We start from the raw sequence: 18,200 nt of genomic DNA, 5'->3' as shown, positions 1-18,200 counted from the left end.
TAGAAAGGAAGGTATATGAAGCAAAAGCTTCATATACCTTTTTACTTTTGACTTATATTATTCGAAATAAGCCCATTTCAATTGAGCATCACCAAGACCAGAAATTACTACATCTTTCAGGTTGTCTTTTTGTACCCAAACATTTGTATAGAAGTAAATCGGTGCGATTGGAAGCTCGTCCATTAGAATTGCTTCAGCATCTTTAAGCATTTGTTGACGTTTTGCTGCATCAGTTTCCTTTTGAGAATCGATCAACAATTGTTTAAATTCTGCATTTTCCCAGTTTGTATCGTTGTTACCGCCCTCTTTATCGCGGTATAGCTCAAGGAAGTTGATCGCATCATTGAAGTCACCTAACCAGCCCATACGTCCGATTTGGTAATCGCCAGAGTGAAGTTTATCAATGTAAACAGCCCACTCTTCGTTTCCTAATGTTACATCAATTCCAAGGTTATTTTTCCACATATCTTGAATTGCTTGAGCAATTTTCGCATGTGCTTCATCTGTGTTGTAAGATAAAGTGATAGTTGGAAGTTCTGAAGCATCTTTCAAGCCTAGCTCATCAAGACCTTTTTGAAGTTCTGCTTTTGCAGCTTCGATATCATTGTCTTTGAAGTAGCCTTCTTCGTTCTCAGGGAACATTGTTGGAGGAACAGCTGCCATTGCTGGAATTTGTCCACCTTGTGTAATTTGGTCTACAATTGATTGACGATCAATTGCATATGTCAATGCTTTACGGATATGAACGTTGTTCAAAGGTTCAACTTCCGTATTGAATTTGTACCAGTAAGTACCAGCAGTTGCTTGAGTTTTCAACTCGCCGCTGTCTTTAAGTGCTTTAATAGCATCTGTTGAAACAGTATCGAATGGAAGACCATTCCAGTCTAACTCATCGTTTTCGTACATGCTGCGAGAAGTTCCAGCATCATCGATCATAGAATATTCAACTGTTGCTAGCTTAACTGTGTCAGCATCCCAATAAGTTTCGTTTTTCTCTAGCTTAATGGATTCGCTGTGGTTCCATTCAGTCATTTTGAATGGTCCGTTTGATACATAATCATCTCCAGCATCTTTATACCAGTCTGGATTTTCTTTAGCAATTGTGCTGTTTACAGGGAAGTAAGTGTAAAAAGCAGTTAATTGAGTGAAGTATGGAGTTGGGTTGTTTAAAGTAACTTCAAGCGTTTTCTCGTCGATTGCTTTAACTCCAACATCATCTAGCTTACCTTTACCAGTGTTAGCTTCTTCAGCACCTTTTACATAGTAAAGCTGGTAAGCATATTGTGATTGGTTAGCTGGGTCAAGAGCCCATTTCCAAGCATACACAAAGTCTTCAGCAGTTACAGGATCACCGTTTGACCAGTTAGCATCTTCTTTAATTTTGAAAGTATAAGTTAATTGGTCGTCTGAAACTTGAATGTCTTCAGCCATTGCTTCCTCAGGCTCACCGTCTTTATCAATACGAGTTAAACCTTCAAAAGTTTGAAGCAATACGTTGCTTGATGTAGAATCATTCGCTAAACCAGGGTTTAGTGAGAATGGCTCTGATCTGATGTTAAGACGCAAATCTTGTTTTGCCTCTTCTGAGCTACCGCTGTCGCCGTTGCCACAAGCTGCAAGGAATGCACTAAGTGCAAGTACTAATGATAGAAGTACAAGCATTCTCTTTTTCATTGTTTTACCCCCTTATATATTTTGTCCACAAGTGGAGTTTCCAAAAATTATCTTTCCCATATAAAACGCAAGAATACATAAACTTATATTTCCTAAATAGTCTGTAAATTCAAGCCCACTTATTCGCTATTCAGCAATAGTAAACAATCCTTTATGTAACCTTCGTCACTACTAAACAATTAGGCTAGTATAATAATGAATTAGGAAATAAACTTTAGTATCCAATTGTTTCAAATAGTCTGAAATATCACTTTTAATTTCCACTCGTAAAACCAATTATATATATCGACCTATTAGATTGCAAGAAATTTGTAGAATTTTGTAGAATTAAGAATAATCTAAATTAATTTAATTTATAGATTTTTCTGTGAATAATATTCTGATATACTTTGTAGCTAGAAAATTAAAATTTCCTAACATTTTCCTGATAAAGTTATCCCTTCTTTATCTTCATTGAATCAATTAGACCTCTAAGCGTAAAATATCCCTTGCCTTCCCTTGATTTTTCCTTGTTTTTAGTTTAATTTATACATATATAGTTAATACATTTATGCTTTGATAAAGAGTAGTACTTATATAATGGTTTAAAAGAGAGTTTGTGTCTGGTGAAAACAAACAGCCAGTTATAAGGAATGGACTTTTGAGCACTGAAATAGAACTGCTACTTCTTGCATATTACATTTCAGCGACTTCCTTTCGTTACCAAGGATAAAGTGGCTTGTTTTAAGCAATTAGGGTGGCACCGCGGACCATTCGTCCCTATGTTCGTATAGGGACGTGTGGTCTTTTTTTGTGCAAAAAATTCCTTGCAGGCTTAAAAAGACGTTTCTATGTCCAACCTTTATATAGTACAAACAGCAAATGGAGGAAAAACAAATGAAAACAATCTTTTCCGGCATCCAGCCGAGCGGAACAATTACTTTAGGAAATTATATTGGCGCACTAAGTCAGTTTGTGGAGCTACAGGATGATTATAACTGCTATTTCTGCATTGTTGATCAGCATGCGATCACAGTTCCGCAAGACCGCCTTGTATTAAGAAACAATATCCGCAGCCTTGCTGCATTGTATCTTGCTGTCGGTATTAACCCTGAAAAGGCTACATTATTCATCCAATCAGAAGTGCCTGCCCATGCTCAAGGTGCTTGGATGATGCAATGTATTTCCTATATAGGGGAATTAGAGCGCATGACGCAATTTAAAGATAAATCAGCTGGCAAAGAAGGTGTCTCTGCAGCACTTCTCACATACCCGCCATTGATGGCAACAGACATTCTGCTGTACAGCACAGATTTAGTTCCAGTCGGAGAAGACCAAAAGCAGCATTTAGAGCTGACACGAGATCTTGCTGAAAGATTCAACAAGAAATATAACGACATTCTGACAATACCAGAAGTTCGTATCCCTAAAGTCGGCGCAAGAATCATGTCACTGCAAGAACCGACGAAAAAAATGAGCAAATCTGATCCTAATAAAAAGGCAACAATCACTCTATTAGATGAGCCGTCAGCCATTGTCAAAAAGATCAAGAGTGCTGTTACAGATTCAGAAGGCATCGTGAAGTTTGATATTGAAAATAAACCGGGAGTTTCCAACCTGTTGTCTATTTACTCTATTCTTTCAGGGAAATCAATTGCAAGCTTGGAGGAAATGTATGAAGGCAAAGGCTACGGCGACTTTAAAGCAGATCTTGCAGAAGTAGTTGTTGATACACTTCGTCCAATTCAAGAGAAATACAATGAATTAATGAACTCCCCTGAGCTTGACGAGATTTTAGATTTAGGTGCGGAAAAAGCGAATAAAGTAGCAAACAAAATGGTTAAAAAAATGGAAAACGCTATGGGCTTAGGCCGCAAGCGCAGATAATAAAAACAGGCTGATAGATAGCTATCAGCCTGTTTTTATGTCTTATAATAGAAGAAAGCAGTTATTTAATTTACCTTTGGTCCATGTTCTAATTCCCAAAGCTTCTCAAAAAAGGGCTGTCCTTTTATGATGTTTTCACAAAACGTCTCATGCTTTGGCGACCAGCCAAATTTCGTGCAGTCAAACAGCTCACTCCAAGCATCCTCAAATTCAAGGCTTTGAATATCAAAATACTTCTCTGGGCTCCATTCTGTATACCAATATCTCACTTCTGCAACATTTTCAGAGGAATGCAGCTGATCGAGTGCCATGAACAACAATTGCTTAAGCTGACGCTCTTTTCTAGTCAGCCCGTACATCATTTGCGGCTCAGGCGACAGGATATGAAACTCCTTATTTTCTTCGTTGTCTGTTTGAAAGTTGTAGTTTATAGTCTCTTGGCTTTCAAGTAACTCATATGCCAGCTGTTCCTGCCTAGGTATCATCCTGCTTTTTCTAATCGGAATGGAATAACCAAGTGTATCAACAACCAAAATCCCTATTCCATCTGAAACAACAAAGCAATAATCCAATTGGATTCTTTCATGGTTTTTTCGAAGATAAGCTTTTTGGTAAATTTCTTCAAGCAGCTGCCTCGGAAGCTCTGCTAAATCATTTTCTATGTAGTTAAACAACACCGAATCAATCTTTACGAGCGGCACCTGATCAAGCAGCTCCACCCCATCTTCTTTTCTCCATTCGTGGAAATGGCAAACATTATAACCGTTTTCTTCTCCTTCAAACCAATTAACCCAAACATCATGAAGATATTGCATATTATTATCCCTCGCTTCAACAACTGTTTGTCAATCAGTATGGGCATCGAGCAGTAAATTTATTCCTGTTTTGTCATTGTTCTTATAAGTTTCTTTTCTAGAAAGCATGTAATCTTTGCACTCGCCCATTCATAGTATGTTTATTATTATGATACATTTCTCTTATATATGTACAAACTCTCCATAGATTTAAAAAGCAAAAAAGCCTTTCTATGTAAGAAAGACTTATTACCTTTATATCTATAGCCTTTTCTAATTGTACAGTAAACCTGTTAATCATTAACGTTTGGATTTTGGGTTGAAGGCATCTTTTAGGCCTTCGCCTATGAAGTTAATGGATAGGATAGTCAATGTAATCATAATGGCTGGCGGTAGCCAAATCCACGGTTTATTTTGGAGCACATCTGGTTCATTTGCAGAAGACAGCATATTTCCCCAGCTTGGCACCTCTTGAGGTACACCAAACCCTAAATAGCTTAAGCCTGATTCTACAACAATCATGCTTGCAAATAGGATAGAAGCCTGCACAATAATGGTAGACATTACATTCGGCAGCAAATGCTTAATAATGACTTTACTCGGTTTACCGCCAATGGAAATGGCAGCTAATATATATTCGTTTTCCTTCTCAGAGAGAATTTTACTGCGCACAATCCTTGCTACTCCCCCCCAGCTCAACAGACTTATCACAATGATTAATACCCATAAGCCTGAAACAATACCTTGAAGAATGGCATTGAGCACGATGACAAACACTAAAAACGGAAAAACCATGATAAAATCAGTAAAACGCATTAACAAACTATCAATTCTGCCACCATAATAACCAGCAATCGAACCGACTAATGTGCCTAAGAAAACGACAGCTACAGTACAGCATATACCTACAAGCAAGGAAATCCTTCCTCCATATAATAAGCGAGTAAACACATCTCTTCCGCTTTTATCAGTACCAAGCCAATGGTCACCTGAAGGCTCCAAAGACATTTGCCCTATATTTACCTTAGTTATGTCAATTGTTGTGATATACGGAGCTAAAAAAGAAAGAATTGTTACAAGGAAAAGGAATAGCAGGCTTACCATTGCAATCTTATTCTTGATGAATTTACTTCTGGCTAATGCCCATGGAGAAAGGCTTTTCGTTTTTATGTCTACGCTTAAGTTATTATTATTTTTCGGAGTAATTACTTCCATTTCCCTTTCCTCCTAACTTACCCTTATCCTTGGATCTACAACGCCATATAAAATATCAGCTATGAGGTTGCCCAACAATGTTAAAAACGAAAATAGCATTAATAATGTTAACAAAACAGGATAATCTCTTGTTCCTACCGATTGGATCATTAATTGACCAATACCAGGATAAGTGAAAATTGTTTCGGTTATTACAGCACCGCCTATTAATGCAGCGATATCAAATCCTAAAAAGGTAACTAGTGGTATCATTGAATTCCGTAATATATGCACATTATAAATCTTATTTTCATGCGTTCCTTTGGCTCTAGCTGTTCTCACAAAATCCTTCCTGCTGTTTTCAATGATGTCATTTCTAAGAAATTGTGTATAGCTCGCTGTTGCTAATGCACCAAGGACAATTGCCGGCAAGAAAACATGATGCAGCTTACTGATGTAATATTCAAACGATCCTTTCATCAGACCAATTCCTACAGAACCGTTCGAAGGGAACCAGTTTAACTTAAATGCAAAAATATATATAGTAATGACTCCAGCTACAAACGAAGGAATTGCCAGACCTATATAGTTTATACCTGCAATCAGGTTGTCCCGAATTGTATAAGGTTTTCTTCCAGAAATCATCCCGAAAGTAAAGGCAAGGATATACGTAATAATTAGAGCAGTGATTCCCAAGAAAATTGTATTAGGGAGCCGTTCAGTAATGAGATCGGCTACATCTATTTTATAGCGGGTTGATATACCAAAATCACCTTTAATAAAATCTGTTACCCAGCGAAAATATTGAACATATTCTGGATCATTGTATCCGAGTTTTTCTCTCATTTCAGCTATGTACTGAGGGTCTGTGTTATTAGGATCAATTTCTCCACTGAGGGAATCCCCTGGCATTAATTTCGCCAGGGAGAATACCACAACAGAAGTAAGGAGCAACATTGGTATCATGCCTAATATTCTTCGCAATGTATATTTCAACATGTAACTCTCTTCTCCTTATGTTAAAATCTATTATTCTAGTTATTGCTGAATCCACCATTCGTTCGGTCTGTTCATGCCAGAAACATCAAATGTTACACCTTGAACACGCTTATTAAGCGCCATTATTTCATCTAGCTCTGCAACTGGAAGTGCCGGTAATTCTTCCATAAATTGCTTCTGCCATTCCACATAAAGCTCTTTACGCTTCTCTTGGTCAGTACCGACAATGCTAACGTCTAAAGCGTCATCCAATAATTTATCGCTCTTTTCACTTACCCATCTTGAGTAATTCCATAGAGCATCTGATCTCCACAATCCTGATGGATCAGGGTCTGTTCCAGTAGACCAGCCGCCAAAGAATACTTCAATGGACTTATCAGCTTTTTCAATTTGATCATAGTATAGGTTAACATCTGTCATACTAAGTTCTGTTTTTAAACCAACCTCTTCCCAATACTGAACAATTGCTTGCGCACGAGTTTCAAATGTTGGGTTATTTGTTGCGTAATGAGAAAACTTAACTGTGAAAGGCTCTCCATTTGGATCTTCTCTGAAACCATCGCCATCTACATCTTTATATCCAGCTTCATCAAGCAAGGACTTTGCTTTTTCCGGATCATATTTATATTGCTCCAATTCACTGTTGTCTGCTGAAATCCAGTGATTTGATGGAACTGGTGTATTAACGGTCTTTCCTACGCCATAGAAGAATGCTTCATTCCATTCATCTCTATTCATCGCATAATACATTGCTTGACGAAGTTTTAAATCTTGATATTTAGGATCATTCATCACGTTTTTGCTGCCATCCCAAGTTCCTAATCTAAAGCCAATATAGTAGTAAGACAACCCTGGATATTGTTCAATATTCACATTATCCAATGCCTCGATATCCGCCTTAATGCTCGGATGGAATGCTGTCATATCTAAAGTATTATTTTGCAATTCACCAATTGTTAAAGAAGGATCGATTACTTTCAGGACAATACCATCCAAGTGAGGCTTGCCATTGAAATAGTCATCAAATCTTTCAAATTCAACTGATTCGCCTGGAACAATATTTTTCACTTTAAACGGTCCTAACCCAACAGGTTTTGTTCTTACTTGCTCTGAACTTGCCATGTCTTTAACAGCAATTCCTTCAAACTCCTTCGCTGGCATTGCATATGTCCACACGTTTTCTAAGTTGTTTACTCTTGCTTTATCAAACGTAATCTCGATGTTGTAATCATCAATTACTTTGATTCCTGAAATGCTGTCCGCAGAGCCGTCATGATAGGCAGGAGCTCCCTCAATTGTTTGAACACTTGTATATCGTGGTCCATCATAATCTTTATTTGCAATTGTTTCTAAAGCAAAAACCCAATCATTAACAGTAAGCTCTTCGCCATTATGCCATTTAACTCCCTCTTTAAAGGTAAATGTATAAACTTTGTTATCCTCTGTTTTCCAAGAAGCAATATTTGGTTGCGGTTTAAGGTTCTCATCATAGCTGATTAAGCTTTCATCAAAGAAATCAAGAACTTCCGCATCTGTTGCATTACCGTAAAACGACCAGTTAAACAAACCCTCTGGAGCGGAATCTAGTGAATAAACCAGCGTTCCTCCATCCTGTGGTTCTCCTGTTGAACTTGAGCCATCGCTCGTTGATGTTTTCTCTCCATTACCACTGCAAGCAGCCAAAAAGGCAGATAGAATTAACATTAAAGCAGTTAGTGTCAGCCATTTCTTTTTCATTGTGTTTCTCCCCCTTAAAGCTTTTTTAATATAGATGGCAAGCTACTTTATGTAATGGTTTCACCTCCTTTAATACAGGCTTTACTTTGCTGCATTCTGACATTGCTGCAGGACATCTCGGATGAAACGGGCAGCCTGTCGGCGGATTTATAGGACTAGGAACATCTCCATCTAATATAATTCTTTTCTTTTTCTTTCTAGGGTCAGGTTCCGGTATAGCTGAGATTAAGGCTTTCGTGTAGGGATGTAATGGCTCTTCGTACATGCCTTCTTTATTGGCAACCTCCACTAAATTCCCTAAATACATGACTCCAATTTGATCGCTCATATGTTTTACTACACTTAAATCATGAGCGATAAATAAAAAAGTTAAATCAAATTCTTTTTGTAATTGCTTTAGCAGATTAAGAACCTGGGACTGTACGGACACGTCCAATGCAGAAACCGGCTCATCTGCGATAATTAATTTAGGCTTCAGGGCCAGTGCTCTGGCGATGCCTATTCTTTGTCTTTGTCCTCCAGAAAACTCATGTGCATATTTGTAATAAGCATCCGTTGGCAAGCCGACTTTATTCAATAAATCCATTACTTCTGCTTGTGTTTCTTCCTTCGGTTTATTTCTAAAGTAATTATTTATAGGTTCTGCAATGATATCCCCAACCATTTGCATAGGGTTTAGCGAGGCATAAGGATCTTGGAACACCATTTGCAAATCTTTCCTAATATCACGAAGCTGTTTTCCTCTTAATTTTGTAATATCTTTATCTCCAAAGAATATATCTCCTGCATAGGGACTTAAAAATCGAAGTATTGTTCTTCCTGTTGTAGATTTTCCACAGCCTGATTCTCCTACGAGTCCAAACGTTTCTCCCTGTTTTATATCAAAGGTAATTCCATCTACTGCTTTTACATGGTCTACTGTTTTGCCAAAAAAACCGGATTTTATTGGAAAATAAGTTTTAAGATTTTTAACTTCCAATAAAATATCTTTATCCTTAATAGTTTCTGCTGTCATTATGCGTTCACTCCTTCCTTCGGTTTGCTTTGATCATAGAGAAGGCAGGAAACTTCATGTCCATCTTCAGTGCTTGCAAGAATCGGTGTTATGTATTTACATTCGGGCATTGCCATCGGACAGCGATCTGCGAATCGGCAGCCGGCTTCGGGCATATTTTTTAAGGATGGAACTATTCCGCTGATGGAGCTCAACAGCTCGACTTCCTCGTCCATTTTTGGGATAGCCTCCAAAAGCAGTTTTGTGTAGGGGTGTTTCGGTTCGTAGAACAGTGTATCAACGTCTGTCTTCTCGACGATTTTGCCTGCATACATGACGATTACTTCATCACACATTTCCGCAACTACACCTAAATCATGGGTGATTAGAATCACAGACATATCGTTCTCTGCTTGAATTTCTTTCATGAGATCAAGGATTTGAGCTTGAACAGTTACGTCAAGTGCGGTTGTTGGCTCGTCAGCAATCAAAAGCTTCGGCTGGCAGGCGATGGCAATCGCAATCATCACCCTTTGGCGCATCCCGCCTGAAAGCTGATGCGGATATTCATCTACCAGTTTTTCCGGCCTTGATATACCTACGCTTTTCAACAATTCGATACTCTTTTGTCTTGCTTGTTTCTTGGTGATATCGTGGTGATTTAACAATACCTCCATTAATTGAAAGCCTATTGTGAAAACAGGGTTTAATGAGGTCATTGGTTCTTGAAATATCATGGAAATGTCACTGCCTCTAATACTGTTTATCTCTTTATCTCCCATTGTTTCAAGATGGACTCCATCAAAGATAATTTCACCTGAGCGGATAACTCCTGCTCCTTTAGGAAGAAGCTTCATAATAGACAGGCTAAGGACTGATTTCCCACACCCAGATTCTCCAACAATTCCGACAATTTGGCGCGGCTTCACTTGGAAGGATACATTATCGACAGCGTTATACAGCTTTCCGTCGATAGAGAAGGAGGTTTCTAAGTTTTTAACCTCCAGCAAATAACTATCATTTGATGTGGAAGCATTACCGTTCATTTTACACCTCTGACATATTGTGACTTTTATTACATTAAAATCTATTTGTTAAAATACTATTACAGATTTATTTGAATTGCAATATTTTTTTAAATATTAGAATAAGTCTAAATTGTGTAGAAAAAGAGAAACCCTATAGTATAAAGGTTTCTCTCTATTTTTATGCTGTATTTACTTTAAAAATTCTTCGCTTTTCAAAACAAAATATGCTTTTTCAGAAAAACTTTTTTGTTTTTTAAATTTAGTAATCATATAAAATCCGTAGCAGTAGCCCAGCATATCTGGAAAGCTTCCTAGACCAAACAGCAAAGCATCATGCAAATATTCACTTTTATTAATATCCAAATTCTCTTGCAGATGCTTTTCCCAGAAGCCCTCTAATTCATCCTCTTTATATTTACGGCACCAATCTGCATTATACTTCTCTCCACAGTGGTTTTTAACAGCATGCTCTGCCAGCCCTTCCATAATTATTGAGTCCAGAAGGGTGTATTCATCGACATCCTTTTTTTGATAGTGTATTCGGCAAACATGATGATATTCATGAATTATTAAGGCTTCCAGCTCTTTTTCATCTTCTATATCTCCAATAAAGAGGAATAGCATATCAGGAAATGACAGCCCTGATTTCTTGTCACTTCTTCTGGAAGTTTGATTAAAAGGAAAAATATAAATAGGAATATCAGGACCTTTCCATAAGCTTTTGTATTTTAAGTAAATTCGTTCACACTTCGCCCATACATCTTCTTTAACAAGTGAATCATATATTTCTTTTGTTTTTCTTGAAGGCTTATACATCCCAAAATTGGCAAGATGCTGATATACCTGTCTTGACGGCTCTCCTTCGAAGGCGCCTTTAAGCTCACTGCAAATCGCAACTGGTTTATAAAATTTTTCATCGAGCCACTCTCTTGTGTTCACTACCCCAAATCATTTCCCCCTTTCCCTCTACAGACTGAGAATATAACGTTATAGTTTATGTTCTGACAAATCATATGGTGTTCATTCATAAGACCAGTTAATGAAAACAAAAACTCTGCACATCTTTTGTGCAGAGTTTTAATTCAAATGCTTTTTTTTCGTTTATCTACGATCATTTTGAATCCGCAGCCGCAAAGGATGGAATGCTTTAATCTTTGGATTGGCTGTTTACATACAGGACAAACCTGCTGCCCAGATTGTTTATTTCTGTTCACAGCTGCTGCATGTTCCGTAGAACTGGAGGTTATGGGAGCTAATGTTGAATTTCGATATGGATTGGGCAAATACTTCTACCTCCTTTAAAGCTGGGTACCATACATCTACCATTTCTCCACATTTACTGCAGACGATATGATAGTGGTCTTCTTGTTTCCATTCATACTTGCTTAATGATTCTCCAAACTGAATTTCTTTCACTAAACCTATCTCACAAAATAACTTTATATTATTATAAACTGTTGTAATACTTACAGATGGCATGGACTCATTTAACAGCTGATATAACTCCTCTACTGTCCAATGTTTATTTCCTTTGGAAAGAATATTTATTAGTTCATGTCTTTGAGGTGTTAAGCGAATATTTTTCTCCTTTAATGCCTGTATTGCTTTTTCGATACTTAACATATTATCCTCCTTTGCTAAACAAGCGATGTTAAATTGATAATCAGTCTGTCATAATGAGAAAAGAGCTAACTTCTTAAGCAAGCGCTTACTTAGTTCTAGAAATAAAGATTTTCATAATTGTTATTATCCGCAAAAACTTTTTATACTCTATATTTAATTATATACATTTTTTAATTATAGTCAATTTTAATTTATAATAATTATTATTAACATAAATTAAAAACAGGCTAACCTATTAAAGGCTAGCCTGGTTTATTATTATTGATATTTCTTAAAGATAATTGTTGCGTTATGTCCACCAAAGCCTAATGAGTTGCTCATTGCCACGTTAACTTCTTGTTTTCTATGCTTGTTTACTACATAGTCTAAATCACAATCAGCATCTGGTGTTTCATAGTTGATTGTTGGAGGAATTACGCTGTCTTTAATGGAAAGAATGCTGAAGATCGCTTCAACTCCGCCTGCAGCCCCTAACAAGTGTCCTGTCATTGATTTAGTTGAGCTGACTGGCAATTTATAAGCATAGTCTCCGAAGACTTCTTTAATAGCCATTGTCTCAAACTTATCGTTATATGCTGTGCTTGTTCCATGTGCATTCAAGTATGATACTTCTTCTGGCTGTAAGCCTGCATCATTGATTGCCATTTTCATCGCACGTGCACCGCCTTCTCCGCCAGGAGCTGGAGAAGTGATATGATATGCATCACCAGTTGAGCCGTAACCAACGATTTCTGCGTAGATTTTTGCTCCTCTTGCAAGTGCATACTCTAATTCTTCCAGCACTAGAATACCTGCACCCTCACCGATAACAAATCCGTCACGGTTTGCATCAAACGGTCTGCTCGCTGTTTTTGGGTCTGGGTTTGTGGAAAGTGCTGTGTTCGCACAGAAACCTGCAACTGACATTTTTGTAATTGGCGCTTCTGCTCCGCCTGTAATCATTGCATCAGCATCACCGCGCTGAATAACTTTGAAGGCATCGCCGATTGAGTTTGTTCCTGTTGCACAAGCAGTTACTGTACATGAGTTAACCCCTCTTGCACCAAGCGTGATAGAAACCTGTCCTGTTGCCATGTCTGGAATAAGCATTGGCACGAAGAACGGACTAACACGTTTATAGCCTCTCTTTTGGAAAATTTCGTATTGATTTTCGAATGTTTCCATACCGCCGATTCCTGAACCGATCCAAACACCAATGCGTGCTGAGTTTTCTTCGGTAATTTGCAAGTCTGCATCCTTCACAGCCATTAAAGAAGCAGCAAGAGCATATTGAGTAAAGCGATCCATCTTTCTTGCATCCTTCTTATCCATGAAATCTTCTGCGTTAAAGTCATTGATTTGTGCTGCTACTTTTGCAGGATATTCATCTGCATTTATTCTCGTAAGCGGCCCAATGCCAGAAACTCCATTCACGATATTTTCCCATGTTTTTTCAGCATCATTACCAACCGGCGTTACTGCACCAATACCTGTAACGACTACTCTTCTATTACTCATGATTGTAATCTCCTTTGATTTATTCATACACTCTAAGTGTTAAAATTTTTTAATTATCTGCCCCAGCGCAGAGCGATTGCGCCCCATGTCAAGCCGCCGCCGAAGCCTACCATAACGATGACGTCATCGTCCTTAAGCTTGCCTGCCTCATACTCTTCCACAAGTGAGATTGGAATCGAAGCTGCACTTGTATTTCCATACTTATGAACTGTTTTTGACATCTTCTCTTCAGGAAGATTCAAACGCTGTCTGGATGCTTCCATAATGCGAATATTCGCTTGATGCGGAATCAGCAAGTCAACATCCTCTTTAGAAAGGCCTGCTTTTACCAATACATTTTCACTGCTTTCACCCATTTGACGAACAGCAAATTTAAATACTTCTCTGCCGTTCATTTGGATAAAGTCTTCTTCATCTTGGAAAAGATGCTTACCGCCAGAGCCGTCTGCACCTAGCTCAAAGGAAAGAATTCCTCGTCCTTCTGAAACCTCACCCAATACGACAGCTCCGCCGCCATCGCCAAAGAGCACAGCTGTATTGCGGTCATCCCAATTCGTGATTTTCGACAGCTTTTCCACACCAACAACAAGAACGTATTTATAAGCTCCATTATCGATGAACTGTTTAGCTGTAACCATTCCATACATAAAACCTGCGCATGCTGCACTTAAATCCATTGCTGCAGCTTTAATACAGCCAAGGCGTTCTTGAAGCATGCAGGCAACTGTCGGAAACGGCTGATCTGGTGTGACTGTTGCCACAAGAATCATGTCTATATCCTCTGGGCTGATGTTAGCATTCTCAATTGCCTTTTTTGCAGCTTCATATGCTATGTCAGATGTATTTGTATTATCATCTGCAATTCTTCTCTCCTCAATGCCTGTACGTGTACGAATCCATTCATCATTCGTGTCCACCATTTTTTCCAAATCAAAATTTGTCAAGATTCTTTCAGGCAATGCACGGCCAAGGCCAATAATTCCTGTACTCAAAGCTGTCAGCTCCTTTAATATGTCCGATTATACTTTATTTGCTTGTAAATTGAAAAATGAAAGGCATTTTTCGACGCAATCGTATTCTATATATTATTATCAATTATTATGACTTGGTACTAATTTTATCAAATTTCTCATATAGTATGCAACTTTTTTTCACTTTATAAGCGCCTGTCTAAACAACTTCTTAAATTTATTCATAAGATAAACATAAAGAACTAATATTGCCTGGAATAAAGGGGGGAACTGCGTTGGATGAGGATATTCAAAATGCCGTCGATGAACAGGATGACAGCGTGAAAGCAGAGGAAGATTACTATTATGACTTCATGCTTGGCAGAAAGGTTTATCGTAAAAAACAGCATGATGATGCTTTATATGAAAGAAGGGAAAGAAGGGAAAGAACGAAAGGAGATTCCTGGATTTTAGGTCAGCATGGCAGACAGCGCGAGGAGGATTCGCAGCAACCAGAAGATAATAACAAAGTGATGAACTTTTTGGACGAAATAGATATGAACTTAGTTTTTAGTAATATTGAGCTATTTATGAGTTCTGCTAATGAGCTAAAGCCGCTGATTAACAAAGTTAAGCCAATGTTAAAAAAATGGATGGACTAACCTTTAGTGCAGCTCCTGCTGGAGAGAAAAAGCTTGCATCTCCTCCTCCACAAAGAGCAAAATGCAAGCTTTTTATCATTGGTTATTAGGAAATTTGCCTGTCTCTTTATATTGCTTCATTTCCTTATTGATTTTTTGGATAAATGCCGCATCAATATTAGGGCTGAACTTTCCTAATGTGATGACATTTTCCTTCATTCCGTAAGATATATCGCCTGATACGAGCTTGCCTTCTTTAAATTTGCCAGCAAGTATATCAAACATTTTTGATACATTTTGCACGGTGCTTGTTAAAACAGTCATTCTGCCAAGATCAGATTGTTCAGAAACATAACCAATTGCATAAAGGCCCTTCGCCTTTACTTGTTCGATGATATCGATATTAAATCCGTCACCTGCAGGATAAATAATATCAGCATCTTTGGCAATCGCCGAATCGAGCAGCTTCAGTGCCTGTTCACGATTATCCCACCCCTGTACAAAATCAGTCAGAACCTCCACATTTTTATTCTCATACTTAGCTCCGTCTATAAATCCTTGTATCTCAGGCTGCCAGTCAAAGGCTCCAATAACAGAGATTGTATTGGTCTTTGTCATATGGCCTGCGACCATTCCTCCGAAAAAGCCCATCGCATAGCCTTCAAACGAGGCGCTAGTTGTATTATCATTTTTAGCGCTGCCATTAAAGCTGATAAAATGGATGTCAGGATATTTTTCAGACAAAATATTAAAATAATCCGCAAATTCACTGCCATGCCCAAAGATGAGATTTACCCCTTTTTGATCGAATTCCTCGATCGCTCTTTCTGCAAGGGCAAGGGAATCGATATACTCCTTATAATAAACATCCACATTATAATGTGATTGTATATTTAACAGCCCCTTATATCCTTTCGTGCCCCAGACTTGGTCTGTAACCGTTCCAGTCACGAGCAATCCTACACTTTTCAATTGCCCCTTTTTTTCGGCTTGTCCGCAGGAGGCAAGAAAAAAGGTGCTCAGCAGGATGAAAAGGGACAGCATTAGCTTCATTTTTTTCATTTGAACGCCTTTCTTTCACGCAATTTTTCATATAAACTACTACACTACCACTTATACATCTTAATATGTCTTCTTTGCATTTCCAAGTTATCTGCAATATTGTTTTTATTATCAACTGTATACGACTGTAAGCAGGAAGGAATCTGATAGCGTGGAATTTTTACCGGAAACTCTTTTATTGCTTTTTTACCGTGCATCCAATGATTTTTGATGCCGCTCGTCAAGAAAAGACAGGCTGTGCTTGTTTCCATCATCAGCTTTTTCGTTGCAGCTGCTGCATCATCTATAAAAATAGCATCTTCCTTATACTCCAGCTCGCTTAATTCTATATCATTACAGTCTTCTAATAATTGAACAAATAAAAACTCCTTTGGCTGCCATGGTCCATACACGGTCGGATAATAGATAAACCTGAAAGGAATACCAATACTTTTCAGCATTGGAAAGAGTTCTTCTTCATGCCGGGTGAAATCCAGCACATTACCTAGAAAGATTAATTCATGCTTTCTATCTGTCAAATCCTGAATATTGCTTTCTATATGCAAATCATTTTTTATTTGGCTGATTATTTTATCGCTGTTTAGTATGTCATAACAATCATAAATAATCTTGCCGCTGTTTCCCTTAAATTTCTCTTCCCAGCCTATTTCTTCGTAATTGGCATTCCTTCCTATTTCTAGCTGCTTATCTTCGGAATCTTCCAGTTTCAGATTTGGATAAGATACTCCATAAACAGTTTCTCCATCTTCCAATAAAGAGCGGCAAAGGTGAAAGCCGATAAATTGGTATGTACCGACAATTACTGCATTCTCCATCTAAAGAAGCCTCCTTGAAGTCAGGTTAGTGTATCTTATGCAGAGATAAGAGCAATCATGATTATCATCAAAGAGCTGCTATCTTAGAATAAAAGAAGCTGAAACTAATCGCTTCAGCCTCTCTAACGTAAAAAAAGGGACAGCTAGAGGGTTTTTTCATACTGTCCAAAAAAGCGGATAATTTGCCCGGGGATTGCACTCCTTTTTTCTGGCAAAACATAAGATACGAAGATGGGCAGCTCTTCTTGATCCCATTTTCTAATTCTTTCCTTCAGCAGCTGGGATTGGTAATAGGATTTGCCGTTATGAAGTATATGGATGATTTTCGCAGGGGTGTCTGTCTCTTCTAGATGATTTTCTTTTATTTCTTTTATAAAGTCAGGGATAACTTTAGCATTTTTATCATAGGCAGCTGCTATTTCATTACAAAGCTTTTTAAAGAAAAATTTATGCTCCTTTTCTTTCTCAAGATGTTCACTTAAAGACAGAATAGGGTTGAACAAGACGACTGAACGGATATTTTCCTTCATTTCCATCATCAGCTTTATCGCAACCAATGCTCCCATTCCTTCTGCAATTAAATGTATTTTCGGGTTGAGGATTTCTGAGCGAATCATATGCTCATACAGTCTTTTAGCAAGCATTAAAGATCTTTCGCTTCCCCAGTTCTTTCCATAGAGATTAGAATAAAAAATGGTGTATCCTTTATTTCGCAATGAATCAATAATTGATTTCTTCCCTTCATTCTGTACCCAAAAGCTATTCTTTGCATCTACAAAATGTCTGTCGTCACCAATAATTAAGATACCGAAACCGTTAGGCTGCTGTGTTGGATAATGTATCATATTCCATTCGGTATCCAGTTGGAAGTTCCGGTTCTCCATCTCTCAAAACTCCTTTTTAGGTTTTCCTTTTACTAATGTATGACCATTTCAGCAAAATGTAAGGGAGTTTGCCCAAGTATTTCATGTTTTAAGTATGACAGAAGCGATAAATGATTTTTTTATGTTATTTAAGAAAAAAAGGAGATTATATATGATTTATTATTTTGGCCCTGTATGATACTATTAGAACAGACCTTAAAAATAAGTGTGAGGTGATTGTATGCGGTATATCGTAACGATTTTTTGGACATTCCTATTAGCGCAAATGCTTACATATGTTATTAGTTCTATGAACGGAATAACTTACAGCTTCTCTATGGGAGTAGTGTTAACAGTTGTCTTTTCTGTTGTCATTTTCCTTTTGGCTGCTGTATTGCCAAATGATGAACCGAGTCATGAGGAAGGTTCGCATTAATCTCTAGCTTAATTATCGGGTGAAAGC

Annotated in this window: 17 protein-coding genes and 1 other annotated feature; of the genes, 3 read left to right on the top strand and 14 right to left on the bottom strand. The window is 37.9% G+C overall.

All coding sequences use genetic code 11. From position 1 onward, the window contains the following. Positions 1-57 precede the first annotated feature (57 nt). A complete protein-coding gene (locus LXM54_RS18460) occupies positions 58-1,674 on the bottom strand; it encodes a peptide ABC transporter substrate-binding protein (RefSeq protein WP_233316718.1) in 1,617 nt (538 codons plus the stop codon). A 546-nt stretch (positions 1,675-2,220) separates the two neighbouring features. Continuing rightward, positions 2,221-2,438: a binding site (T-box leader), on the top strand. A 112-nt stretch (positions 2,439-2,550) separates the two neighbouring features. Between LXM54_RS18460 and trpS the strand changes: the two genes are divergently transcribed. After that, entirely contained in the window at positions 2,551-3,540 is a 990-nt protein-coding gene (gene trpS / locus LXM54_RS18455) for a tryptophan--tRNA ligase (protein WP_233316717.1), read from the top strand. A 65-nt stretch (positions 3,541-3,605) separates the two neighbouring features. Here trpS and LXM54_RS18450 read toward each other — a convergent pair whose 3' ends face one another. The 10 genes from LXM54_RS18450 to LXM54_RS18405 form a co-directional block, all read right to left on the bottom strand. Then, positions 3,606-4,355, bottom strand: coding sequence for a YjbA family protein (locus tag LXM54_RS18450; protein WP_233316716.1), 750 nt, complete (start codon positions 4,353-4,355; stop codon positions 3,606-3,608). A 279-nt stretch (positions 4,356-4,634) separates the two neighbouring features. After that, positions 4,635-5,549, bottom strand: a complete 915-nt coding sequence (gene opp4C, locus LXM54_RS18445) for an oligopeptide ABC transporter permease (protein ID WP_233316715.1) — start codon at positions 5,547-5,549, stop codon at positions 4,635-4,637. Positions 5,550-5,561: 12 nt separating this feature from the next. Beyond that, complete coding sequence (gene opp4B / locus LXM54_RS18440) at positions 5,562-6,527, bottom strand: oligopeptide ABC transporter permease (protein WP_233316714.1); 966 nt, start codon at positions 6,525-6,527, stop codon at positions 5,562-5,564. Positions 6,528-6,566: 39 nt separating this feature from the next. Then, entirely contained in the window at positions 6,567-8,264 is a 1,698-nt protein-coding gene (gene opp4A / locus LXM54_RS18435; protein ID WP_233316713.1) for an oligopeptide ABC transporter substrate-binding protein, read from the bottom strand. A gap of 25 nt (positions 8,265-8,289) precedes the next feature. Then, the gene (locus LXM54_RS18430) at positions 8,290-9,279 is read right to left on the bottom strand and encodes an ABC transporter ATP-binding protein (protein WP_233316712.1); all 990 of its coding nucleotides are present in this window, start codon (positions 9,277-9,279) and stop codon (positions 8,290-8,292) included. After that, positions 9,279-10,304 carry an ABC transporter ATP-binding protein gene (locus tag LXM54_RS18425; RefSeq protein WP_233316711.1) on the bottom strand — a complete coding sequence of 342 codons (1,026 nt, stop codon included), beginning with the start codon at positions 10,302-10,304 and terminating at the stop codon, positions 9,279-9,281. Before LXM54_RS18425 ends, LXM54_RS18430 begins: the two co-directional genes overlap by 1 nt. A 171-nt stretch (positions 10,305-10,475) precedes the next feature. Continuing rightward, entirely contained in the window at positions 10,476-11,225 is a 750-nt protein-coding gene (locus LXM54_RS18420; protein ID WP_233316710.1) for a DUF2268 domain-containing protein, read from the bottom strand. Positions 11,226-11,486: 261 nt separating this feature from the next. Then, positions 11,487-11,909 carry a Fur family transcriptional regulator gene (locus tag LXM54_RS18415; protein ID WP_233316709.1) on the bottom strand — a complete coding sequence of 141 codons (423 nt, stop codon included), beginning with the start codon at positions 11,907-11,909 and terminating at the stop codon, positions 11,487-11,489. Positions 11,910-12,167: 258 nt separating this feature from the next. Next, complete coding sequence (fabF, locus tag LXM54_RS18410; protein WP_233316708.1) at positions 12,168-13,406, bottom strand: beta-ketoacyl-ACP synthase II; 1,239 nt, start codon at positions 13,404-13,406, stop codon at positions 12,168-12,170. A gap of 53 nt (positions 13,407-13,459) precedes the next feature. Continuing rightward, entirely contained in the window at positions 13,460-14,398 is a 939-nt protein-coding gene (locus LXM54_RS18405; protein WP_233316707.1) for a beta-ketoacyl-ACP synthase III, read from the bottom strand. A gap of 254 nt (positions 14,399-14,652) precedes the next feature. Here LXM54_RS18405 and LXM54_RS18400 point away from each other — a divergent pair, with 254 nt between their 5' ends. Beyond that, the gene (locus LXM54_RS18400) at positions 14,653-15,018 is read left to right on the top strand and encodes a hypothetical protein (RefSeq protein ID WP_233316706.1); all 366 of its coding nucleotides are present in this window, start codon (positions 14,653-14,655) and stop codon (positions 15,016-15,018) included. Positions 15,019-15,093: 75 nt separating this feature from the next. Here the strand turns inward: LXM54_RS18400 and LXM54_RS18395 are convergent, their stop codons facing one another. The 3 genes from LXM54_RS18395 to LXM54_RS18385 all read right to left on the bottom strand — a co-directional run bounded on the left by LXM54_RS18395 (position 15,094) and on the right by LXM54_RS18385 (position 17,758). Next, positions 15,094-16,059, bottom strand: coding sequence for a BMP family ABC transporter substrate-binding protein (locus LXM54_RS18395; RefSeq protein WP_233316705.1), 966 nt, complete (start codon positions 16,057-16,059; stop codon positions 15,094-15,096). Positions 16,060-16,103: 44 nt separating this feature from the next. Further along, on the bottom strand, positions 16,104-16,874 hold the full coding sequence (locus LXM54_RS18390) for a hypothetical protein (RefSeq protein ID WP_233316704.1): 771 nt from the start codon (positions 16,872-16,874) through the stop codon (positions 16,104-16,106). 143 nt (positions 16,875-17,017) lie between these two features. After that, positions 17,018-17,758 (bottom strand): hydrolase, encoded by a 741-nt coding sequence (locus LXM54_RS18385; protein WP_233316703.1) that lies wholly within the window; start codon positions 17,756-17,758, stop codon positions 17,018-17,020. A gap of 220 nt (positions 17,759-17,978) precedes the next feature. Between LXM54_RS18385 and LXM54_RS18380 the strand changes: the two genes are divergently transcribed. Continuing rightward, positions 17,979-18,173: a YjzD family protein gene (locus LXM54_RS18380; RefSeq protein ID WP_233316702.1), complete on the top strand. Its 195-nt coding sequence runs from the start codon at positions 17,979-17,981 to the stop codon at positions 18,171-18,173. Positions 18,174-18,200: the final 27 nt, after the last annotated feature.

Origin of the sequence: Bacillus sp. Au-Bac7, from assembly GCF_021341655.1 — a bacterium.
Lineage (GTDB): Bacteria > Bacillota > Bacilli > Bacillales > Cytobacillaceae > Niallia.
Note: the sequence above shows the minus strand (reverse complement) of the source record. Positions and strands in the feature narration are given on the sequence as shown.